This window comes from Pseudomonas sp. ArH3a (assembly GCF_022648765.1).
GTDB lineage: Bacteria > Pseudomonadota > Gammaproteobacteria > Pseudomonadales > Pseudomonadaceae > Aquipseudomonas.
The window spans coordinates 1,954,894-1,970,656 of sequence record NZ_CP080330.1 but is presented as its reverse complement, the minus strand read 5'-3'; the positions used below and the strand labels follow the sequence as shown (position 1 = coordinate 1,970,656).

Genomic DNA, 15,763 nt, shown 5'->3' with positions numbered 1-15,763 from the left:
CCCAAGGATCAGGATGCTCGACCTACGCAAGCTGCGTTACTTTCTGACGGTCGCCGAAGAATTGCACTTCGGCCGCGCAGCACTTCGCCTGCACCTGGCCCAGCCGCCACTGACGCGGCAGATATCGGCGCTGGAAGCGGAGTTGGGGTTCAAGCTGTTTGATCGCACCAGCCGCACGGTGTCCCTTACCGCTCAAGGCCGTTCGTTCTTGCCTTACGCGCGTGGCGTGTTGGAGCAGGTTGAGTTGGCGCAGGTCATCGCCAGCAAATTGGCAGCGGGCACCGCAGGCCAATTGGCACTCGGGTATGTGAGTTCAATCGCGCTGTCGGACCTGTTCAGCCAGGCGATCCAGGCCTTCGCCCAGCGCTTTCCCGATGTGCAGTTGACCTTGGTGGAGTGCGCCTCCGGCAGCTTGGGCGCGCAAGTGGCGGATGGGCGGCTGGATATCGGGCTGAGCCGCCTGTTGCCGCAAACAGGGGAAGTCCACGCGCTGTCGCTGGGCGAAGAGCGGTTGGTGGCAGCGGTGTCCAGTGACAGCCCGTTGGCCAGGCAGGCTGCCGTCAGCGTGGCGCAGCTCGGTGCTTTTCCGTTGATACTGTTCCCGGCGGATTACGGGTCGGGGTTGAACCAGTCCATCGAGCAACTTTACCGCCACCACGGCCAGCCCTTGCGCGCCGGGCCGACCGGGCGGCAGATCACTTCGATCATTGCGCTGGTAGCCGCCGGGCAAGGCGTGGCGCTGGTACCCGAATGCACGCAAAGTTTGATGAACAAAGGCGTGACGTATCGCCCGTTGGTGGAGGCGGATGCGTGCGCGCAGTTGCTGGCGCTGACCCCGGCGATAAGAAAAAATAGATTGGCTGAGGCATTTCTCAGTGTGCTGGCAGAGGTTTTACACACTCGGTAACGCCTTCGAAAAACCCCGCAATACCTCTCTCCGGCGCCATTCCTGCGCGGTCATACACTTCATTCAACGCTTACTGAAACGCCGGTCATCGACCGTCGGTAGGTAGAGTGTTGATAATTCATTTTAAGTGGTTATAGTCACCACCAACACACACCACAAGGAGGTGATGTGGATAGCCGATATTTGATAGGTCACATTGTTGCGCACGGCTGGTACCTGATGCGCACACGGGGCAGTCATCACCACTTCAAACACCCGACAAAACCGGGGTTAGTGACGATTCCTCATCCCAAGAAGGACCTGTTGGACAAAACCGCCAAGCGCATTTTGAAACAGGCTCTGCTCAGTTGACCGTCCCCGGAGGGCAATAGACATGCTTTACCCCATCGCAATTTCAACCGGTGACGAGAACCATGCCTGGGGCGTGGAAGTCCCGGATATTCCTGGCTGCTACTCTGCCGGCGATGATTTGGACGACGCCATGGCCATGGCCCGTGAGGCGATCGAAGGGCACTTCGAGATCCTTGCGGAAGATGGCGCGCCGATTCCCCGCGCGCAAAAAGTTACCGTGCATGCGGCCAACCCACAGTACGCCGGCTGCACTTGGGCCGTGGTGGACATTGATGTCACCAAGTACCTGGGCAAGGCGCAGAAACTCAACATCACCCTGCCCGGCTATCTGTTGAACCGTATCGATGAATACGTGCTGCATCACCCCGAAGAAAAAAGCCGCTCGGGGTTTCTGGCGTCGGCAGCGCTGAAGGTGCTGCAAAAAGAGGGATAGTTGCCATTCAGCATCGTCTGACGGTGGCGACGAACGAGCAGCGTAATCAGGCCCGTTCGTCAGCACTCAGTGCTTCGCTTTAGTCGTCACGCTGACCGATGTGATTTTGTGGGTGGCCATTGGTGAAATTTCACCACTCATGGGGCTTCATAGAGCCTCCAGGCCCTACGGGTACCCGCACTACGCCGATTGGGTTTACTGGAACCTCTAAGCTCCGGGAGAATTTGATCGCAAGAAACGTAGTTTCCAGTCCGACGGGTAAAACTACAGTAGCGCTGTGCCTATAAATGCCTTTCGAGGAATCAGCTCATGTCCTACGAATACAAGCTCATGCCCTCCCCCGTTGGCCAGCTCACCCTGGTCGCGCGCGACGGCAAACTCAACGCCATCCTGTGGGAAAAAGAGCGCGCCAACCGCGTGCGTTTGGGTGAGTTGCAGGAGGCCAACGACAGCCCGGTGCTGTTGGAAGCCGAGCGCCAGTTGCGAGAGTATTTCGCCGGCACCCGCAACCAGTTCGAACTGGCACTGGATTTCACCGGTACAGCGTTTCAGAAACAAGTCTGGCAGGCGCTGTTAACCATCCCCTTTGGCGAAACCCGCAGCTACAGCCAGATCGCCCAGCAGATCGGCAACCCCAAAGCGGTGCGTGCGGTGGGCGCTGCCAACGGGCGCAACCCGATCTCGATCATTGCGCCTTGCCACCGCGTCATCGGCGCTTCAGGCGGGTTGACCGGGTTTGCCGGAGGGCTTGAGGCCAAGCAGTATCTGTTGGCGCTTGAGGATCGCGGTCAAGTGAAACTTGCCTTGTGATTACGCGACTGCAAGCAGTCCACGGGTAAAGGACTGGTAGTCGAACAAACACTCGAAACCCAATTTTTGATACACCGAGAAGCCCTCCACCGACGCCTCAAGAAAGCATCGTTTGGCCCCCAGACTCGACGCGAAAAGCAAGGCGGCATGGATCAATCGAGTGGCATAACCTCTGCCACGAAAGCCCATGAGTGTGCCGACATCGTTTAGCCTGGCCTCGCCATCGCATAGAGACAGCGTCAGCGAGCACCTCACCTGCCCCTCGTCGGCCAAGGTGAAGTGGTAAAGCCCTTGACCCGCTTCAAGAGCACGCTGGTGCCGGGCCTGATAACACGCAACAATCTCGGCCGGTTTCAAGAACGCACTGGCAAAGGATTCAGTCCAATCGTTCATGGTGCGAGTCAGATTGATCTGCACATCGCTATCGTTTACCCAAGGAGCGAGGTTTGACAGTTCGAAGGCCATCGCGGTGCTCTTTTCGGCAGGCTGAAAGCCGAGCGCCGTGAGCACCGCGCTTAACCCCTTGACCTTTTCCTCGTGAATTACGATGCGTATTTCCTGCACAGTACGCCGGATCAGGTCCAGCAACGCAGTCGGTAGCTCATCCGACGAAGTGCTGCCGACTCGGATAAACAACAGGCTAAACGGGTCGAAATGTTCGTCGGTGAAATAGGCGTTGAGACAGGCGCCGTATCGGCGATGCGCTTGGCAGATTGCGGCGAAAAAATGCTCTTCGGTCTGATGGCAGAGCGCGACCAAGTCGCAGCCGGCGTTAGCATGCATGGGGATTATCCGGATAAAAACGCAGTCTTGCGCCCGCGGCTAAAAGGCGCCGTAGGCCCATTCCTAAAATCCGGGAAGAAAAAGCACAACTTTGTTCAACTATCCCAATTGTAAAAAGAAATTTCACCGTGTAGCTGCGGTCAGTATTTTCATCACCCACCTATTAGGAAAACGGTCATGAAATTCTCCGCAGTCTCCCAATCTCTGTCGCGCTGGGCAGGCAGTGCCCGGACGTTTTATGCGGCCGTCGCGTTGATTTTTCTGTGGAGCCTGAGCGGGCCGTACTTTCACTACAACGACACCTGGCAACTGATCATCAACACCTCGACCACCATTATTACCTTCCTGATGGTGTTCCTGATCCAAAACACGCAAAACCGCGACAATGACATCCTGCATATCAAGATTGATGAGCTGCTGCGCGTGTCCAAGGATGCGCAGAACGCTGTGTTGAGCCTGGATGGGCTAGACCGCAAAGAGTTGGAGCACCTGCGCGGGCAATATCGCAGCATCGGCGACACCGGCAGCGTCAGCCTAAACAGCAATTGCGGTGAAGTGGTGGACGATGCGCTGCCGAGTAAAACCGACCTGAACCAGGCATAAAAAACGGCGATTGGAAATCATCCAACCGCCGTTTTTCATTTCATGTGACGGATTCAACCGTCGCCTTGATGACCTTTACCGTAGGTCGACGCCAGGGCACGGGCTTTTTGCAAACGCTCTTGCAGCTTAGGCAGCGTCTCGTCCACCAGCGCTTTTATCTCGGGCACATCCGAGGCCGCGCCTTCTTTCTTGAACAAGGCGATGGCGTCTTCGTTTTCCTTGACCTGCTGCGCGGTGTAAGCGGCGTCAAAGGAGTCGCCATCCTTGAGTTCGGGCATCAAGGTTTCGGCTTTGTCGACGATCTTCTCGCGCGGGGCCACCGGCAAGTCGAGCTTCTTGGCGATCGCCGCCAGATGCTGATTGGCGAGGGTGCGCTCGTTGATCACCTCGATGGTGTAGTCCTTGATTTCCTGGGACGAAGTTTTGGCGTGGGCCATGCGACTGGTTTCGATATCGGCCATACCTTTGGCCGAAGCCTGCTCGATGAATTCAGCAGGCGACTGGGCGAAAGCATTGCTGGCGCCGAGGCCCAGCAGCATCGCGAAACTGGCGGTGCGTAACCGGATAGCCATGCGGCTCATGATGGGTTCCTCCAGGGCAAAAATAGGTGCGGGGAAATACACCCCGCCCTGAATTCGAATTTTCAGGGCGGCAAAGGTTTAGAAAAAACTTCCCAGTGCGACGAACGGTCGCCGTCACATCAGGCCGGTTTGCTGCCGAACAGCCCTGGCAATGCGTGCGCCAGCGCATTGATGGCGAAGCCGATGAACATCACACCGCACAGTTTAGTGATCAGGATTTCATGGCGCTGATACACCGTGCGCACGCGCTGGGCGCCCACCACGCCGATCAGAATCGCGTAGGCCAGCAGGCCACCGATGAAGCTCAGGAAGATCAACGACGGCAGCATCGCCCAGGTCAGCAACTCGGCACGGCTGGAAAGCAGCGCGGTAAATGTCGCCACCGCCACCGGGTAGGCCTTGGGGTTGGTCAGGCCGAACAGAATGCCGTGCCAGAACGGATGCCGCGCCGCGCCCTGAGGTGCATCACTGCTGCGACGCTGGGTGCGAATGGCTCGCCAGCCGAGCCAGAACAAATACAAGCCGCTGAGCACACCGAGTACATCAAAGGCACTGCTGCCGACTTCCCGCGCACCAACAATGGCGATCAGCGCAGTACTGCACCACACCACGTCCCCCAGCAAATGCCCGCACAGAAAACCCGCACCGGCGCGGCGGCCACGCGCAGCGCCAATGCCGAACACGGCCAGGACGCCCGGGCCTGGGGTAATCCCGTAGATAAAACCCGAAGCGAGGACGGCGAGCAGCAAGGATGGGGTCATGGGCGCGACTCTGACAGACGGTTGAGAGGTGCAAGGATTCTGCACGTTCTGGGGCTATGGGTAAAACTTCATTCCTGCATAAGGCTTGGCGCGACAGGCGTGCAGACGCGAGGCTAAATCGCCCACATGCAGTTCGAGTTTGTGGCCATCGGGGTCGAGAAAGTAGAACGAAGCGCCTTCGCTGCGGTTGTCGCGCCACTCCTGGACCTTTGCCGCGCGCAGGCGCGACACCAGCGCGGGGAAATCACTGGCAGCGGCGGTGAACGCGTAGTGGGTGTACTCCGCTGCGGGTTCTGACGGGCGCGACGGGTCGAGCGACAAACACAGCCACAAACCGGGCAATGAGAGGTAGGCGCCGTTGTCCCAGGTCGCATCGAGCTGAAGGTGCAGCAGCTGATGGTAGAAGTTGACGCTGCGGTTCAAATCGGCGACGGCAAGGGTCAGGTGGTTGAGGCCTGAGAGCATGGTGGGCTTCCTGTTATCGGTGGCTTTCGGACAATACACCCTGCACCTGCCCAATCAACCACTGCAATCCCGAATCCCCACCCCGCCGTGCATGCCACGCCAGCTCAAAGGCAAACGAGGGAATATGAAACGGCGGCGGTACGGCCAGCAAATGCTGCTGATCAATGTTGGGTACGCCTCTGGATGACACCGTCAAAATCAGGTCGGTGCCCTGGATCAACTGCGGCGCCACGCCCCAATGCGGCAGGCTGATCGCCACATGCCGCCGCTCACGAATCGCCGTCAACGCTCGCTCGATTTCCGGCGTGCCGCTGCCGCGCATTTCCAGCAGCACATGGGGGCGCGACAAGTAGGTGGGCAGGTCGAGCGTGCCGTTTGCCGGCAGGCTGTCGCGGTCCACCAGGCAGGTGTAATGCTCCTCGAACAACGGCGTGGTGCGCAGTTCAGCGGGCATGTCGGGGAATACCCCAGCGGCCAAGTCAATGTCGCCATTGAGCACGCCGTCCACCATGCCTTCGCGGCTGGCCTGGATGATTTGCAGGTCGATACCGGGCGCCTCATGACGCAGAACGCGAACCAAACCGGGTAGCAAAATCGCCGCACTGTAGTCCGACATTGCCACGCGAAACCTACGCTTGGCCGACGCCGGGTCAAATCGGTTCGGCGCCAGCAGCGCCTGCACCTGAGCCAAGGCTTCAGCCAGCGGCGTCGCCAACTCCAGCGCGCGCGCCGTCGGCACCAACGTGCCGCCCTGGCGCACCAGCAACGGGTCATTCAACACATCCCGCAGGCGCGCCAACGCATGGCTGACCGCTGGCTGGCTAAGGTGCAGACGCTCAGCGGCACGGGTGACATGTTGCTCGCTGAGCAAGGCATCCAGGACCACCAGCAGGTTGAGGTCGATGCGGCGCAGATCATTCATCAGCTGCATGCTCGGCATAAGAAATTGGAATTTAAATTTGCGCGACGAATAGCCTAGAGTCCAGCAAAACCTCTGGGAGATTCGCAATGACGACGTTGCATTGGTTGGGTTTGTTGGCGCTGGCGGTGATCGCCGGCGCAGTAGTACCGTTTCAAAGCGCGATCAATGCCAACCTCGGGCGCGGGCTCGGCCACCCGTTGTGGGCCACGCTGGCGTCACTGTTGGTGAGCATTATCGTGCTATTGCCGGTGATTCTGGCATTGCGTTTACCACTGCCGAGCCTGGCGTTTATCACTAAAGCGCCGCTGTGGATGTGGGCCGGCGGTGCATTTGGCGTGTGCTTTATTTCCCTGGCATTGGTGCTGCTACCCAAGCTCGGTGCGTCGGGGTTTATCGCCTTGGCCATGGCCGGGCAGATTCTCGCTTCGCTGCTGCTTGATCACTTTGGCCTGTTCGGCCTGGTGGAACGCCAACTGACAACGCCCCGGGTGCTGGGGGCGTTGCTGTTGATCGGTGGGGTGGCGTTGATTCAGTTCAGCAGCACGCCCGCCCGTGCGTTGGCAACGGCGGGCTGATCAGGCCTTGTCCAGCGTGCGCAGTTTTTGCGGCAAGCCCCACAGCAATAGCGCCGCCGCCAACAGCGCGCACACACCGATCACGTACAGCGCCGGGGTGGTGCTGCCGGTAAGGTCCTTGATCCGCCCCACCATCACCGGGCTCACAATGCCGCCGAACTGGCCAAGGGTATTGATCACCGCAATGCCACCGGCGGCACCGGCACCGGCACCGGCCAGCAGTTTGGGCGGCAAGGTCCAGAAGGTCGGGATTGCGGCGATGATGCCAGCGCCCAGGAGGCCCAAGGCGATGATCAGGAAGGTGGTGTGGTCGGCAAAGATCCCGGCACTGAAGAAACCCACCGCACCTAACACCACCAGGCCGCAGACAAACTTGCGCCGCTCGCCAGTGGCGTCCGACAACCGCCCGATCACCAGCATGCTGATCGCACCGCACACATACGGAATCGCAGTGAGCAGGCCGATCATCACCGGGCTCTGGGTGCCGGCGCTGCGGATCAATTGGGGCGCCCAGAAGTTGAGGCCGTAGGACGCGACCTGGATCAGGAAGTAGATAAACCCGAGCATCAGGAAGCCTGGAATGCGGATCGCCGACAGCAGCGAGCCACCGTGCTGGTTCGGCTCGTGCTTGGCGATGCGGCTCGACAGCAAGGTCTTTTCCGCCGGCGTGAGCCACTGCGCGTCTTCAATGCGGTCCTTGAGCAACGTCAGCACCAGAAAGCCCAGGCCGATGCAGGGCAAGCCGCCGAGCAGGAATAGCCAGTGCCAGCCGCGCATCTGCAGCACGCCGTCGAGATGCTCCAACACCAGCCCCGAGAACGGCGCGCCGACCAAGCCTGCGAAGGCCGAAGCCAGAAACAGCAGCGAGGTGATGCGCCCACGAAAGTGCTGCGGGAACCACAAGGTCAGGTAATACAACACGCCCGGCGCAAACCCTGCCTCCATCGCACCGATGATGAAACGCAGGCCGTAGAACTGCCACTCGGCGGTGACAAACACCATGGCCGCCGTGGCCAGGCCCCACGACATCATGATCCGCGCGATCCAGCGCCGCGCGCCGACCTTGTACAGCATCATGTTGCTGGGCACTTCGAAGATCACATAGCCGACCACGAAAAGCCCGGCGCCCAAGCCGTAAGCGGTGTCGCTCAGGCTCAGGTCGGTTTGCAGTTGGAACTTGGCAAAGCTGATGTTGATGCGGTCGAAAAACGCGAACAGGTAGCACACCATGATCAGCGGCATCAGGCGCCAGGCGACCTTGCTGACCAGGGCTTTTTCGGCATCGATCTCAGCAGCCGGGCGCAGGCCTGCCTCTAACGTATTAGTGCTCATGCATTTTCTCCAGCGGGCTGCTCAAAGGCGCCCGATTGTTTTTGTTGTCTGGTGCGGCGTTACAGCGTGGCGATATAAGCCGGTGGCGGGTGCAGGTCGCCATTGCGCCCGGCCTTGGCCACTTGGCCGGGCAGCGCATGGCCGAGCAGAGCCGGCAGGCGGCGGGACATGTGCAGCAGGTGCGGCAGGTCGATGCCGGTGTGAATACCGACTTCGTCACACAGGTTGACCAAATCTTCGGTGCAGATATTGCCCGACGCCCCCGGCGCGAATGGGCAGCCACCCAGGCCACCTAACGCCGCATCAAAACGCCGTGCGCCAGCTTCATAAGCCGCCAGCACATTGCACAACCCCAGGCCGCGCGTGTTGTGAAAATGCAGGGTCAGGTCGCTGGCCGGAACGCGCTCCAACACGCGTGTGACCAGACGCTGCACCTGGCGCGGGTTGGCCATGCCGGTGGTGTCGGCCAGGGTGATGCCCTGGATGCCCAACTCGCGGTAGGCATCGACGATTTGCAGCACACGGTCTTCAGCAATCTTGCCTTCGAACGGGCAACCGAAGGTGGTGGCGATGCTGCCGTTGAGGCGCACCGAGTAGTCGGCGGCGAAGCTGACGATAGCGCCAAACGCGGCCAATGACGCTTCGCAACGCATGCGCATGTTGGCCAGGTTGTGGGTCTGGCTGGCGGACATCACCAGGTTCAGCTCATCGGCGCGGGACTCGATGGCGCGCTGGGCGCCTTTGAGGTTGGGGATCAGCGCCACATAGATCACACCGGGTTTGCGCTGGATGCCCTGGAACACCTGCTCTCCATCGCGCAACGCGGGGATGGCCTTGGGGGAGACGAACGAGCCGGCTTCGATCCGCGAAAACCCGGCCAAGGCCAGCTCATTAATCAGCGTGATCTTGTCGGCGGTTTCGACCCAGGTGGGTTCAATTTGCAGACCATCGCGCGGGGACACTTCCTGCACGATCAGCGGGTCGGAATAATCGGTGATCATTGCACCACTCCCAAGGTTCTCAAGTGTTGGATATCGGCCCCGGTCAGGCCCAGGCCGGCGAGGATGTCGTCGGTGTGCTGGCCCAGTGTCGGGCCTTGCCAGTTCACCGCGCCTGGGGTTTCGGAAAGTTTGGGCACAATGCCGGGCATTTTTACCGACACGCCGCCGGGCAGTTCGGCATTGAGCAGCATGTCACGCGCCTGGTAGTGCGGGTCGCTGACGATATCGGCCACCGAGTAGATGCGCCCGGCCGGCACTTCTGCCGCTTCCAGAGCGCTGAGCACTTGTTCGATGGGCAGGCTACTGGTCCAGTGGGTGATCGCGGCGTCGAGCAAACCGCTTTTCGCCGCACGGCCATCGTTATGGGCAAACTCCGGCGCTTCGGCCAAGTCGGCGCGGCCGATGGTGGTCATCAGACGCTTATAGATCGGGTCGCTGTTACCAGCGATCACCACGTAAGCGCCATCGGCGGTCAGGTAGGTGTTGGAGGGCGCGATGCCGGGCAAGGCGCCGCCGCTGCGTTCGCGCACATGGCCGAGCATGTCGTATTCGGGCACCAGGCTTTCCATCAGGTTGAACACGCTTTCGGCCAGGGACACATCGACAACCTGCCCGTCGCCCTGCCCGGTCTTGACCCGCAGCAGCGACATCAGCGCGCCGATCACGCCATGCAGGGAAGCGAGGGAGTCGCCCAGGCTCACACCCACTCGCGCCGGTGGCGAGTCCGGGTTGCCGGTGGTGTAGCGGATGCCGCCCATGGCCTCGCCGATGGCACCGAAGCCTGGGCGGTCACGGTAAGGGCCGGTCTGGCCGTAGCCGGAGATGCGTACCAGGGTCAGCTTGGGGTTGAGGGCGTGCAACACATCCCAGCCCAGGCCGAGTTTTTCCAGGCCGCCGGGGCGCAGGTTTTCGATCAGCACGTCGGCGTCGCCGAGCAGTTGCTTGATCACGCCCAGGCCTTCCGGGGACTTGAGGTCCAACGCCAGCGACTTTTTGTTGCGCGATTGCAGGTACCACCACAATGAGGTGCCTTCGTGCAGTTTTCGCCATTTACGAAGCGGGTCGCCCTGGCCCATGGCTTCGATCTTGATCACCTCGGCGCCGAACTCGGCCATCAGCCGGGCGGCGAACGGCGCGGCAATCAGGGTGCCGATCTCAATCACCTTGATACCGGTCAATGGAGCCGTCATGGGGTGAGCCTCTTATTCTTGGAATGTGAGGGCAAGGCTAGAGGATAGGCGTAGGAGAAATCCAACCGTCAGTTGGCAAGGAGCGTTCGCGAAACACGAACAACAATACAATCACGGCGTTGACTCGATCGCCATCGCGGGCAAGCCCGCTCCCACCAGTGATCGCATTCATGTGTGGGAACCGGGCTTGCCCGCGATGAGGCCGTCCGTGTTTGAATTACTCTAGCGTCCTGCGCAGATAGTCAAACAACAATCGACTGACCGGCGACAACTGCGCCTCATCGCGCACCACTACGATCAAGCTGCGATCCGACCAAGCATCCGTCAGCGGCACCGCGTGCAACCCCAACGCGCGGCCAAACAGTTCATAGGCTTTTTGCGGCAGGATGCCAATGCCCATGTTCGCCTGAACCATCCGGCACATCGCATCAAACCCCGGCACATGGATGCGCAGGCGCAGCATCTTGCCCGCCTCGCGCGCAGCCGCATGGGTGCGCATATTGATCGAGCTGGCGGCATGTAAACCCACGTAATCACTGCCTAACGTTTCGGCAAAGGCCAAGGACTGGCGGGTAGCCAACGGATGATCTGCCGGCATCAGCACCACCAGTTTGTCGTGCCGATAGGTCACGCTCGGCAGGCCTTTAGTGTCCGTGTCGCTGGAGCAAATGCCCAAATCGGCCACGCCATCCAGCACACCCTGCACCACGCCATTGCTGGGGCGTTCCTCCAGATCAGTTTTCACCTCAGGATGCAGCGCGGAAAAATCCCGCAGGTCTTCCGGTAAGAACTGAATGATCGCCGACAGATTGGCCAGCATGCGCACATAACCGCGCACGCCATGGCTGTGTTCGCCCAATTCCAGGCCCATTTTTTCGACGTTGAACAGCATCTGCCGCGCATGGTGCAACAGGGTTTCGCCCGCCGCCGTCAGGTCCATGCCCTTGGCCCGGCGCACGAACAGGCTGACGCCCAGCACCTGTTCCAGTTCCATCAGGCGCTTGCTCGCCGCCGACACCGCAATGGCTTCACGGGCCGCAGCGCGGGTCAGCGTGCCTTCCTCAAACACCGCAACGAACAGTTGCAAAGTGATCAGGTCCAGGCGACGCACCAGGCTCTTGTGCAGCATCAGCGACGCTCAGAGGCCAGGCGATTGATCTCGGCCTGCTCCACCACCGCGTTCGGCGCGCCATGGCGTACCGCCGCCAACATTGCCTGGCCGACGGTCTCGGTGCTCACGACCCAGCCCGGCTTGACCCGACGTACGAAAGAGAGCGCCGGCCCGAGTACGGAATAGAAGGATTGGTACAGCGGCGTTTTCGAACGCACGCCATGCAGCGGCTGAATCACCCCTGGCCGAAACAGGTACACCGCCTTGAACGGTAGGCGCAGCAACGCGTTTTCAGTCTTGCCCTTGATCCGCGCCCACATCGACTTGCCCGCCTCGGAGCTGTCGGTGCCGGCGCCGGACACGTAGATAAAGGTCATCTGCGGATTAAGTCGCGCCAAGGTGCTGGCCGCAACCAGCGTCAGGTCATAGGTGAGGTGGGTGTACTGGGTTTCATTCATGCCCGCCGACGAAACGCCGAGGCAGAAGAAACAGGCATCAAAACCTTGCAGCAGGTTTTCCAGGGGATGGAAATCCAGCATGTCGCTGTGCAGCACCTGGTGCAGCTTGCCGTGCTCCTGGGTCAAGGGCGTGCGGCCGACCGCGACAACTTCCTGCACGTCAGCGGCCAACAGGCACTCGCGCAGCACGCCCTGACCGACCATGCCGGTGGCGCCGAATAACAGAACTCTCATGGGTGGACCTCAGCGGCAAGCCGCAAGCTTCATGCTCAAGTTAAATGCAGTTCGGCTTGTAGCTTACCGCTTGCAGCGTGCGGCTGCCCCTTTAGAAAGCGCTGCGAAAGATCTCCTCAATCTGACGCTGATCGGCCCGCCGCGGGTTGGTAAGGCCACAGGCATCCTTCAACGCATTAGTGGCCAGCAGCGGAATGTCCTGCAACTTGGCGCCCAGTTCACGCAAGCCGGCGGGAATCTCAACGTCGAGGGCCAACGTGCGAATGGCGGTGATGGCAGCCTGGGCGCCCTCTTCCGGGGTGATGCCCTTGATATCAGCGCCCAACGCGCGCGCCACGTCGCTCAAGCGCTTGGCGCAGACACTCGCGTTGAAGCTTTGCACATGCGGCAGTAACACCGCGTTGCACACGCCGTGGGGCAAGTCGTACAGGCCGCCGAGTTGGTGGGCCATCGCATGTACAAAGCCCAGGGACGCATTGTTAAAGGCCATCCCGGCGAGAAACTGCGCATACGCCATGTTTTCCCGCGCGGCCTTGTCGGTACCGTCGCGCACGGCCAGGCGCAGGTTGGCGCTGATCAGTTCGATGGCCTTGATCGCGCAGGCGTCGGTGATCGGCGTGGCGGCGGTGGACACATAGGCTTCGATGGCGTGCGTCAGCGCGTCCATGCCGGTCGCGGCGGTCAGGCCCTTGGGCATGCCGACCATCAGCGTCGGGTCGTTGACCGACAGCAGCGGCGTGACGTTGCGGTCGACGATGGCCATTTTCACGTGACGGGTTTCGTCGGTGATGATGCAGAAGCGGGTCATCTCGCTGGCGGTGCCGGCGGTGGTGTTGATGGCCACCAGTGGCAGTTGCGGCTTGCTGGACTGATCGACGCCTTCGTAGTCGCCGATATGCCCACCATTGGTGGCGCACAGCGCGATGCCCTTGGCGCAGTCATGGGGCGAGCCGCCGCCCAGCGACACCACAAAATCGCAAGCATTGGCCTCCAACATCACCAGGCCTTTCTCGACGTTTTCCACATTGGGGTTGGGCTTAGCGCCGTCGTAGATCACCGAGTCGATGTCCTGCATCGCCAGCTTCTCGGCGATCATGCTGGCCACGCCCGCTTTGGCCAGGCCCACGTCGGTGACGATCAGCGCCCTGCGAAAGCCGTAATTGCGGATGGCCGTCATGGCTTCGTCGAGGCAGTCGGTGCCCATGATGTTGACGGCGGGAATAAAGAAGGTGCTGCTCATGGTCAATCCTCAGAGGCGTTATGCCTACAGGATCAACCTGACTTGCCTGCGCCATCTTGATCAGGATCAACGCCCGCTCGTGATAAAGTCATCACCCAGCCGATTTTGAGTAGACCCGCCGCAATGAAGGATTTCCAGGATATTGACGCCCACCTTGAAGACTGGAGCGCGCTGCGCAGCGCCGTCGATTTCAGTGGGATTCTGATCGGCAACGGCGCGAGCCGTGTGATTTGGGAAGACTTTGCCTACGATTCGCTGTTCGAAAACGCCCGTACCGTCGAAGAAAAACCCCTCAGCCAATCCGAGCTGAGTGTGTTCGACGCCCTGCAAACCCGCAGTTTCGAACAGGCGCTGGGCGCGTTGAAGACCACCAGCCGGGTCAACAAGGCCCTGGCGGTCAGCTCGGCGGCGCCGCGCAATCGCTACTACGCGATCAAGGAAGCGCTGATCAATACCATCCACGCCGTGCACATTCCGTGGCGTCTGGTGCAGCCGTCGACGCTGGCGACGATCAACGCGGAACTGGCTCGCTACCCCACGGTATTCACCAGCAATTACGACCTGCTCAACTACTGGGCGATCCTGCACACGCCAGGCATCGACGACTTGTTCCGCAGCGCCGATGCCAGCTTCGACCTGCGCAACACCCGCACCGAGGCCACGCGCATCCTCTACCTGCACGGCGGCCTGCACCTGGTGCGCAACCTCGACGGTACGGCGCGTAAATTGCCGTCCACCGACAGCACTCTGCTCAGCAGTTTTGCGATCAACAACACGATCAAGACGTTGGACGACGTGCCGCTGTTTGTCAGCGAAGGCAAGGTGGAAGAGAAGCTCAAGACCATCCGCAGTTCGGACTATTTGTCGTTCTGTTATGAGCAACTGCTGACCCATGAGGGTGCGCTGTGCCTCTTCGGCCACGACCTGGGCCCTCAGGATAGACACCTGGTGGATGCGCTTCGCCAGGCCAAACTGACCACACTGGCGATTTCGGTATCGGGCCGCAGCGACGGGTTTATTCGCCAGCAGAAGCGTCGGTACTCGGCGTTGTTTGAGGGCAGCGGTGTGGCGTTGAAGTTTTTTGCGGCGCGTACGCACCCGTTGGGTCATTCGGCGTTGTCAGTGCCGGTCGAACGCTGAGCCCCCCGAACAAAGCAGATCAACATGTGGGAGCAGGCTTGCCAGCTCCCACATTGATTGCATTTCAAATAACGGTCACCGTCATTCTTCCGAACTGTGCACCACCACCAACAACTGCGCCTGTACTTCCCCGACCGAACGAATCCGGTGGGGCTTCTGCGCATTGAAGTGCAGCGCATCGCCCCGCTCCAGGATCACCCGCTCGTTCATGAAATCCACTTGCGCACCAGGCTGACTGGCGCGGGAACTGTTCTATCGCCAGTTGCCGCTGCTGGAATTCATCCTCAAGGGTGGTTTGCCGGCGACGATCAAGGCCGGGTTGCGCATGAGCGGGTTGGAAGCCGGCGACCCACGTCTTCCGGTATTCCCGTTAGGCGACAGCGCACGCGATCCGCTGAAGACGCTGTTGGCAGCCGTCTGAATAAAAAATGCCCCGGCACTTGCGCGCCGGGGCATTGGTTTTTACACCACTGTCATGTCTTGTCTTTGATGGTGGTGCTCGGGCCATTGGTCTTGACACTGGCAATGCCATTGTCTCGCGCCGCTGTCGAAGAATACTGCTCGCTGGTGCCGATCACTTGATGATTGGCAGCCTTGAGGTTGAAGTACGACTGGCCATTGCTGGCCACCTTTTTCTCATAGCGCTCGTCATGCGGGCTGTTGGTCTGCACGGAAACAATGCCGCTTTCAGCTGCGCTGCGGGTGGTGTAAAGCTCGCTGGTCAAAATAGTCTCAGCGTTCGCCGCCTTCAGCACAAAACGAAACTGCCCGTTGTTGCTGTTACTCAACTCATACCATCCAGCCATGCCGCTCTCCTTTTGAGTAGGACTTTATTCACTAGCCCGTAGGATTAAAGGCTATGCCCA

The 15,763-nt window shown here is 60.4% G+C and carries 19 protein-coding genes and 2 pseudogenes; 8 read left to right on the top strand and 13 right to left on the bottom strand.

The window, feature by feature from the left end:
* Positions 1 to 13: 13 nt before the first annotated feature.
* The 4 genes from K0P33_RS08845 (at position 14) to K0P33_RS08830 (ending at position 2,501) form a co-directional block, all read left to right on the top strand.
* Positions 14 to 907 carry a LysR family transcriptional regulator gene (locus K0P33_RS08845; RefSeq protein ID WP_094951022.1) on the top strand — a complete coding sequence of 298 codons (894 nt, stop codon included), beginning with the start codon at positions 14 to 16 and terminating at the stop codon, positions 905 to 907.
* A 168-nt stretch (positions 908 to 1,075) separates the two neighbouring features.
* The gene (locus tag K0P33_RS08840) at positions 1,076 to 1,258 is read left to right on the top strand and encodes a type II toxin-antitoxin system HicA family toxin (RefSeq protein WP_242154878.1); all 183 of its coding nucleotides are present in this window, start codon (positions 1,076 to 1,078) and stop codon (positions 1,256 to 1,258) included.
* A gap of 22 nt (positions 1,259 to 1,280) precedes the next feature.
* Positions 1,281 to 1,691, top strand: a complete 411-nt coding sequence (locus K0P33_RS08835; protein ID WP_094951024.1) for a type II toxin-antitoxin system HicB family antitoxin — start codon at positions 1,281 to 1,283, stop codon at positions 1,689 to 1,691.
* A gap of 309 nt (positions 1,692 to 2,000) precedes the next feature.
* Positions 2,001 to 2,501: a methylated-DNA--[protein]-cysteine S-methyltransferase gene (locus K0P33_RS08830; protein WP_094951025.1), complete on the top strand. Its 501-nt coding sequence runs from the start codon at positions 2,001 to 2,003 to the stop codon at positions 2,499 to 2,501.
* Here K0P33_RS08830 and K0P33_RS08825 read toward each other — a convergent pair whose 3' ends face one another.
* Positions 2,502 to 3,284 (bottom strand): GNAT family N-acetyltransferase, encoded by a 783-nt coding sequence (locus tag K0P33_RS08825; protein WP_242154877.1) that lies wholly within the window; start codon positions 3,282 to 3,284, stop codon positions 2,502 to 2,504.
* A 177-nt stretch (positions 3,285 to 3,461) separates the two neighbouring features.
* Here K0P33_RS08825 and K0P33_RS08820 point away from each other — a divergent pair, with 177 nt between their 5' ends.
* The gene (locus K0P33_RS08820) at positions 3,462 to 3,887 is read left to right on the top strand and encodes a low affinity iron permease family protein (RefSeq protein WP_094951027.1); all 426 of its coding nucleotides are present in this window, start codon (positions 3,462 to 3,464) and stop codon (positions 3,885 to 3,887) included.
* A 53-nt stretch (positions 3,888 to 3,940) separates the two neighbouring features.
* On the opposite strand, the gene K0P33_RS08815 is transcribed toward K0P33_RS08820, so the two are convergent.
* From K0P33_RS08815 to K0P33_RS08800, 4 genes are all read right to left on the bottom strand, one after another.
* Positions 3,941 to 4,468: a DUF4142 domain-containing protein gene (locus K0P33_RS08815; protein ID WP_094951028.1), complete on the bottom strand. Its 528-nt coding sequence runs from the start codon at positions 4,466 to 4,468 to the stop codon at positions 3,941 to 3,943.
* 119 nt (positions 4,469 to 4,587) lie between these two features.
* Positions 4,588 to 5,229, bottom strand: a complete 642-nt coding sequence (locus K0P33_RS08810) for a LysE family translocator (RefSeq protein WP_094951029.1) — start codon at positions 5,227 to 5,229, stop codon at positions 4,588 to 4,590.
* A 54-nt stretch (positions 5,230 to 5,283) separates the two neighbouring features.
* Positions 5,284 to 5,694: a fosfomycin resistance glutathione transferase gene (gene fos / locus K0P33_RS08805; RefSeq protein WP_242154875.1), complete on the bottom strand. Its 411-nt coding sequence runs from the start codon at positions 5,692 to 5,694 to the stop codon at positions 5,284 to 5,286.
* A 13-nt stretch (positions 5,695 to 5,707) separates the two neighbouring features.
* Positions 5,708 to 6,625 (bottom strand): LysR family transcriptional regulator, encoded by a 918-nt coding sequence (locus tag K0P33_RS08800; protein WP_242154873.1) that lies wholly within the window; start codon positions 6,623 to 6,625, stop codon positions 5,708 to 5,710.
* 77 nt (positions 6,626 to 6,702) lie between these two features.
* Between K0P33_RS08800 and K0P33_RS08795 the strand changes: the two genes are divergently transcribed.
* On the top strand, positions 6,703 to 7,191 hold the full coding sequence (locus K0P33_RS08795; protein ID WP_094951032.1) for a DMT family transporter: 489 nt from the start codon (positions 6,703 to 6,705) through the stop codon (positions 7,189 to 7,191).
* On the opposite strand, the gene K0P33_RS08790 is transcribed toward K0P33_RS08795, so the two are convergent.
* The 6 genes from K0P33_RS08790 to yiaY all read right to left on the bottom strand — a co-directional run bounded on the left by K0P33_RS08790 (position 7,192) and on the right by yiaY (position 13,757).
* Positions 7,192 to 8,523: an MFS transporter gene (locus tag K0P33_RS08790; protein ID WP_242154871.1), complete on the bottom strand. Its 1,332-nt coding sequence runs from the start codon at positions 8,521 to 8,523 to the stop codon at positions 7,192 to 7,194. It abuts the gene before it with no gap.
* A gap of 59 nt (positions 8,524 to 8,582) precedes the next feature.
* Complete coding sequence (locus K0P33_RS08785) at positions 8,583 to 9,524, bottom strand: hydroxymethylglutaryl-CoA lyase (protein WP_094951034.1); 942 nt, start codon at positions 9,522 to 9,524, stop codon at positions 8,583 to 8,585.
* Positions 9,521 to 10,714 (bottom strand): CaiB/BaiF CoA-transferase family protein, encoded by a 1,194-nt coding sequence (locus K0P33_RS08780; protein WP_242154869.1) that lies wholly within the window; start codon positions 10,712 to 10,714, stop codon positions 9,521 to 9,523. Before K0P33_RS08780 ends, K0P33_RS08785 begins: the two co-directional genes overlap by 4 nt.
* A gap of 217 nt (positions 10,715 to 10,931) precedes the next feature.
* A complete protein-coding gene (locus tag K0P33_RS08775) occupies positions 10,932 to 11,843 on the bottom strand; it encodes a LysR family transcriptional regulator (RefSeq protein ID WP_242154867.1) in 912 nt (303 codons plus the stop codon).
* A complete protein-coding gene (locus tag K0P33_RS08770; RefSeq protein WP_094951037.1) occupies positions 11,843 to 12,517 on the bottom strand; it encodes an NAD(P)H-binding protein in 675 nt (224 codons plus the stop codon). Before K0P33_RS08770 ends, K0P33_RS08775 begins: the two co-directional genes overlap by 1 nt.
* 91 nt (positions 12,518 to 12,608) lie before the next feature.
* Complete coding sequence (gene yiaY, locus K0P33_RS08765; RefSeq protein ID WP_094951038.1) at positions 12,609 to 13,757, bottom strand: L-threonine dehydrogenase; 1,149 nt, start codon at positions 13,755 to 13,757, stop codon at positions 12,609 to 12,611.
* A gap of 123 nt (positions 13,758 to 13,880) precedes the next feature.
* Between yiaY and K0P33_RS08760 the strand changes: the two genes are divergently transcribed.
* The gene (locus K0P33_RS08760; protein WP_094951039.1) at positions 13,881 to 14,897 is read left to right on the top strand and encodes a DUF4917 family protein; all 1,017 of its coding nucleotides are present in this window, start codon (positions 13,881 to 13,883) and stop codon (positions 14,895 to 14,897) included.
* A gap of 81 nt (positions 14,898 to 14,978) precedes the next feature.
* Here K0P33_RS08760 and K0P33_RS08755 read toward each other — a convergent pair.
* Positions 14,979 to 15,119, bottom strand: a pseudogene (locus K0P33_RS08755) (cupin domain-containing protein); the annotation flags it as partial.
* 16 nt (positions 15,120 to 15,135) lie between these two features.
* On the opposite strand from K0P33_RS08755, the pseudogene K0P33_RS08750 reads away from it, so the two are divergent.
* Positions 15,136 to 15,318, top strand: a pseudogene (locus tag K0P33_RS08750) (dihydrodipicolinate synthase family protein); the annotation flags it as partial.
* Between the two features lie 52 nt (positions 15,319 to 15,370).
* On the opposite strand, the gene K0P33_RS08745 reads toward K0P33_RS08750, so the two are convergent.
* Positions 15,371 to 15,703, bottom strand: coding sequence for a YegP family protein (locus tag K0P33_RS08745; protein ID WP_094951040.1), 333 nt, complete (start codon positions 15,701 to 15,703; stop codon positions 15,371 to 15,373).
* Between the last annotated feature and the right edge of the window lie 60 nt (positions 15,704 to 15,763).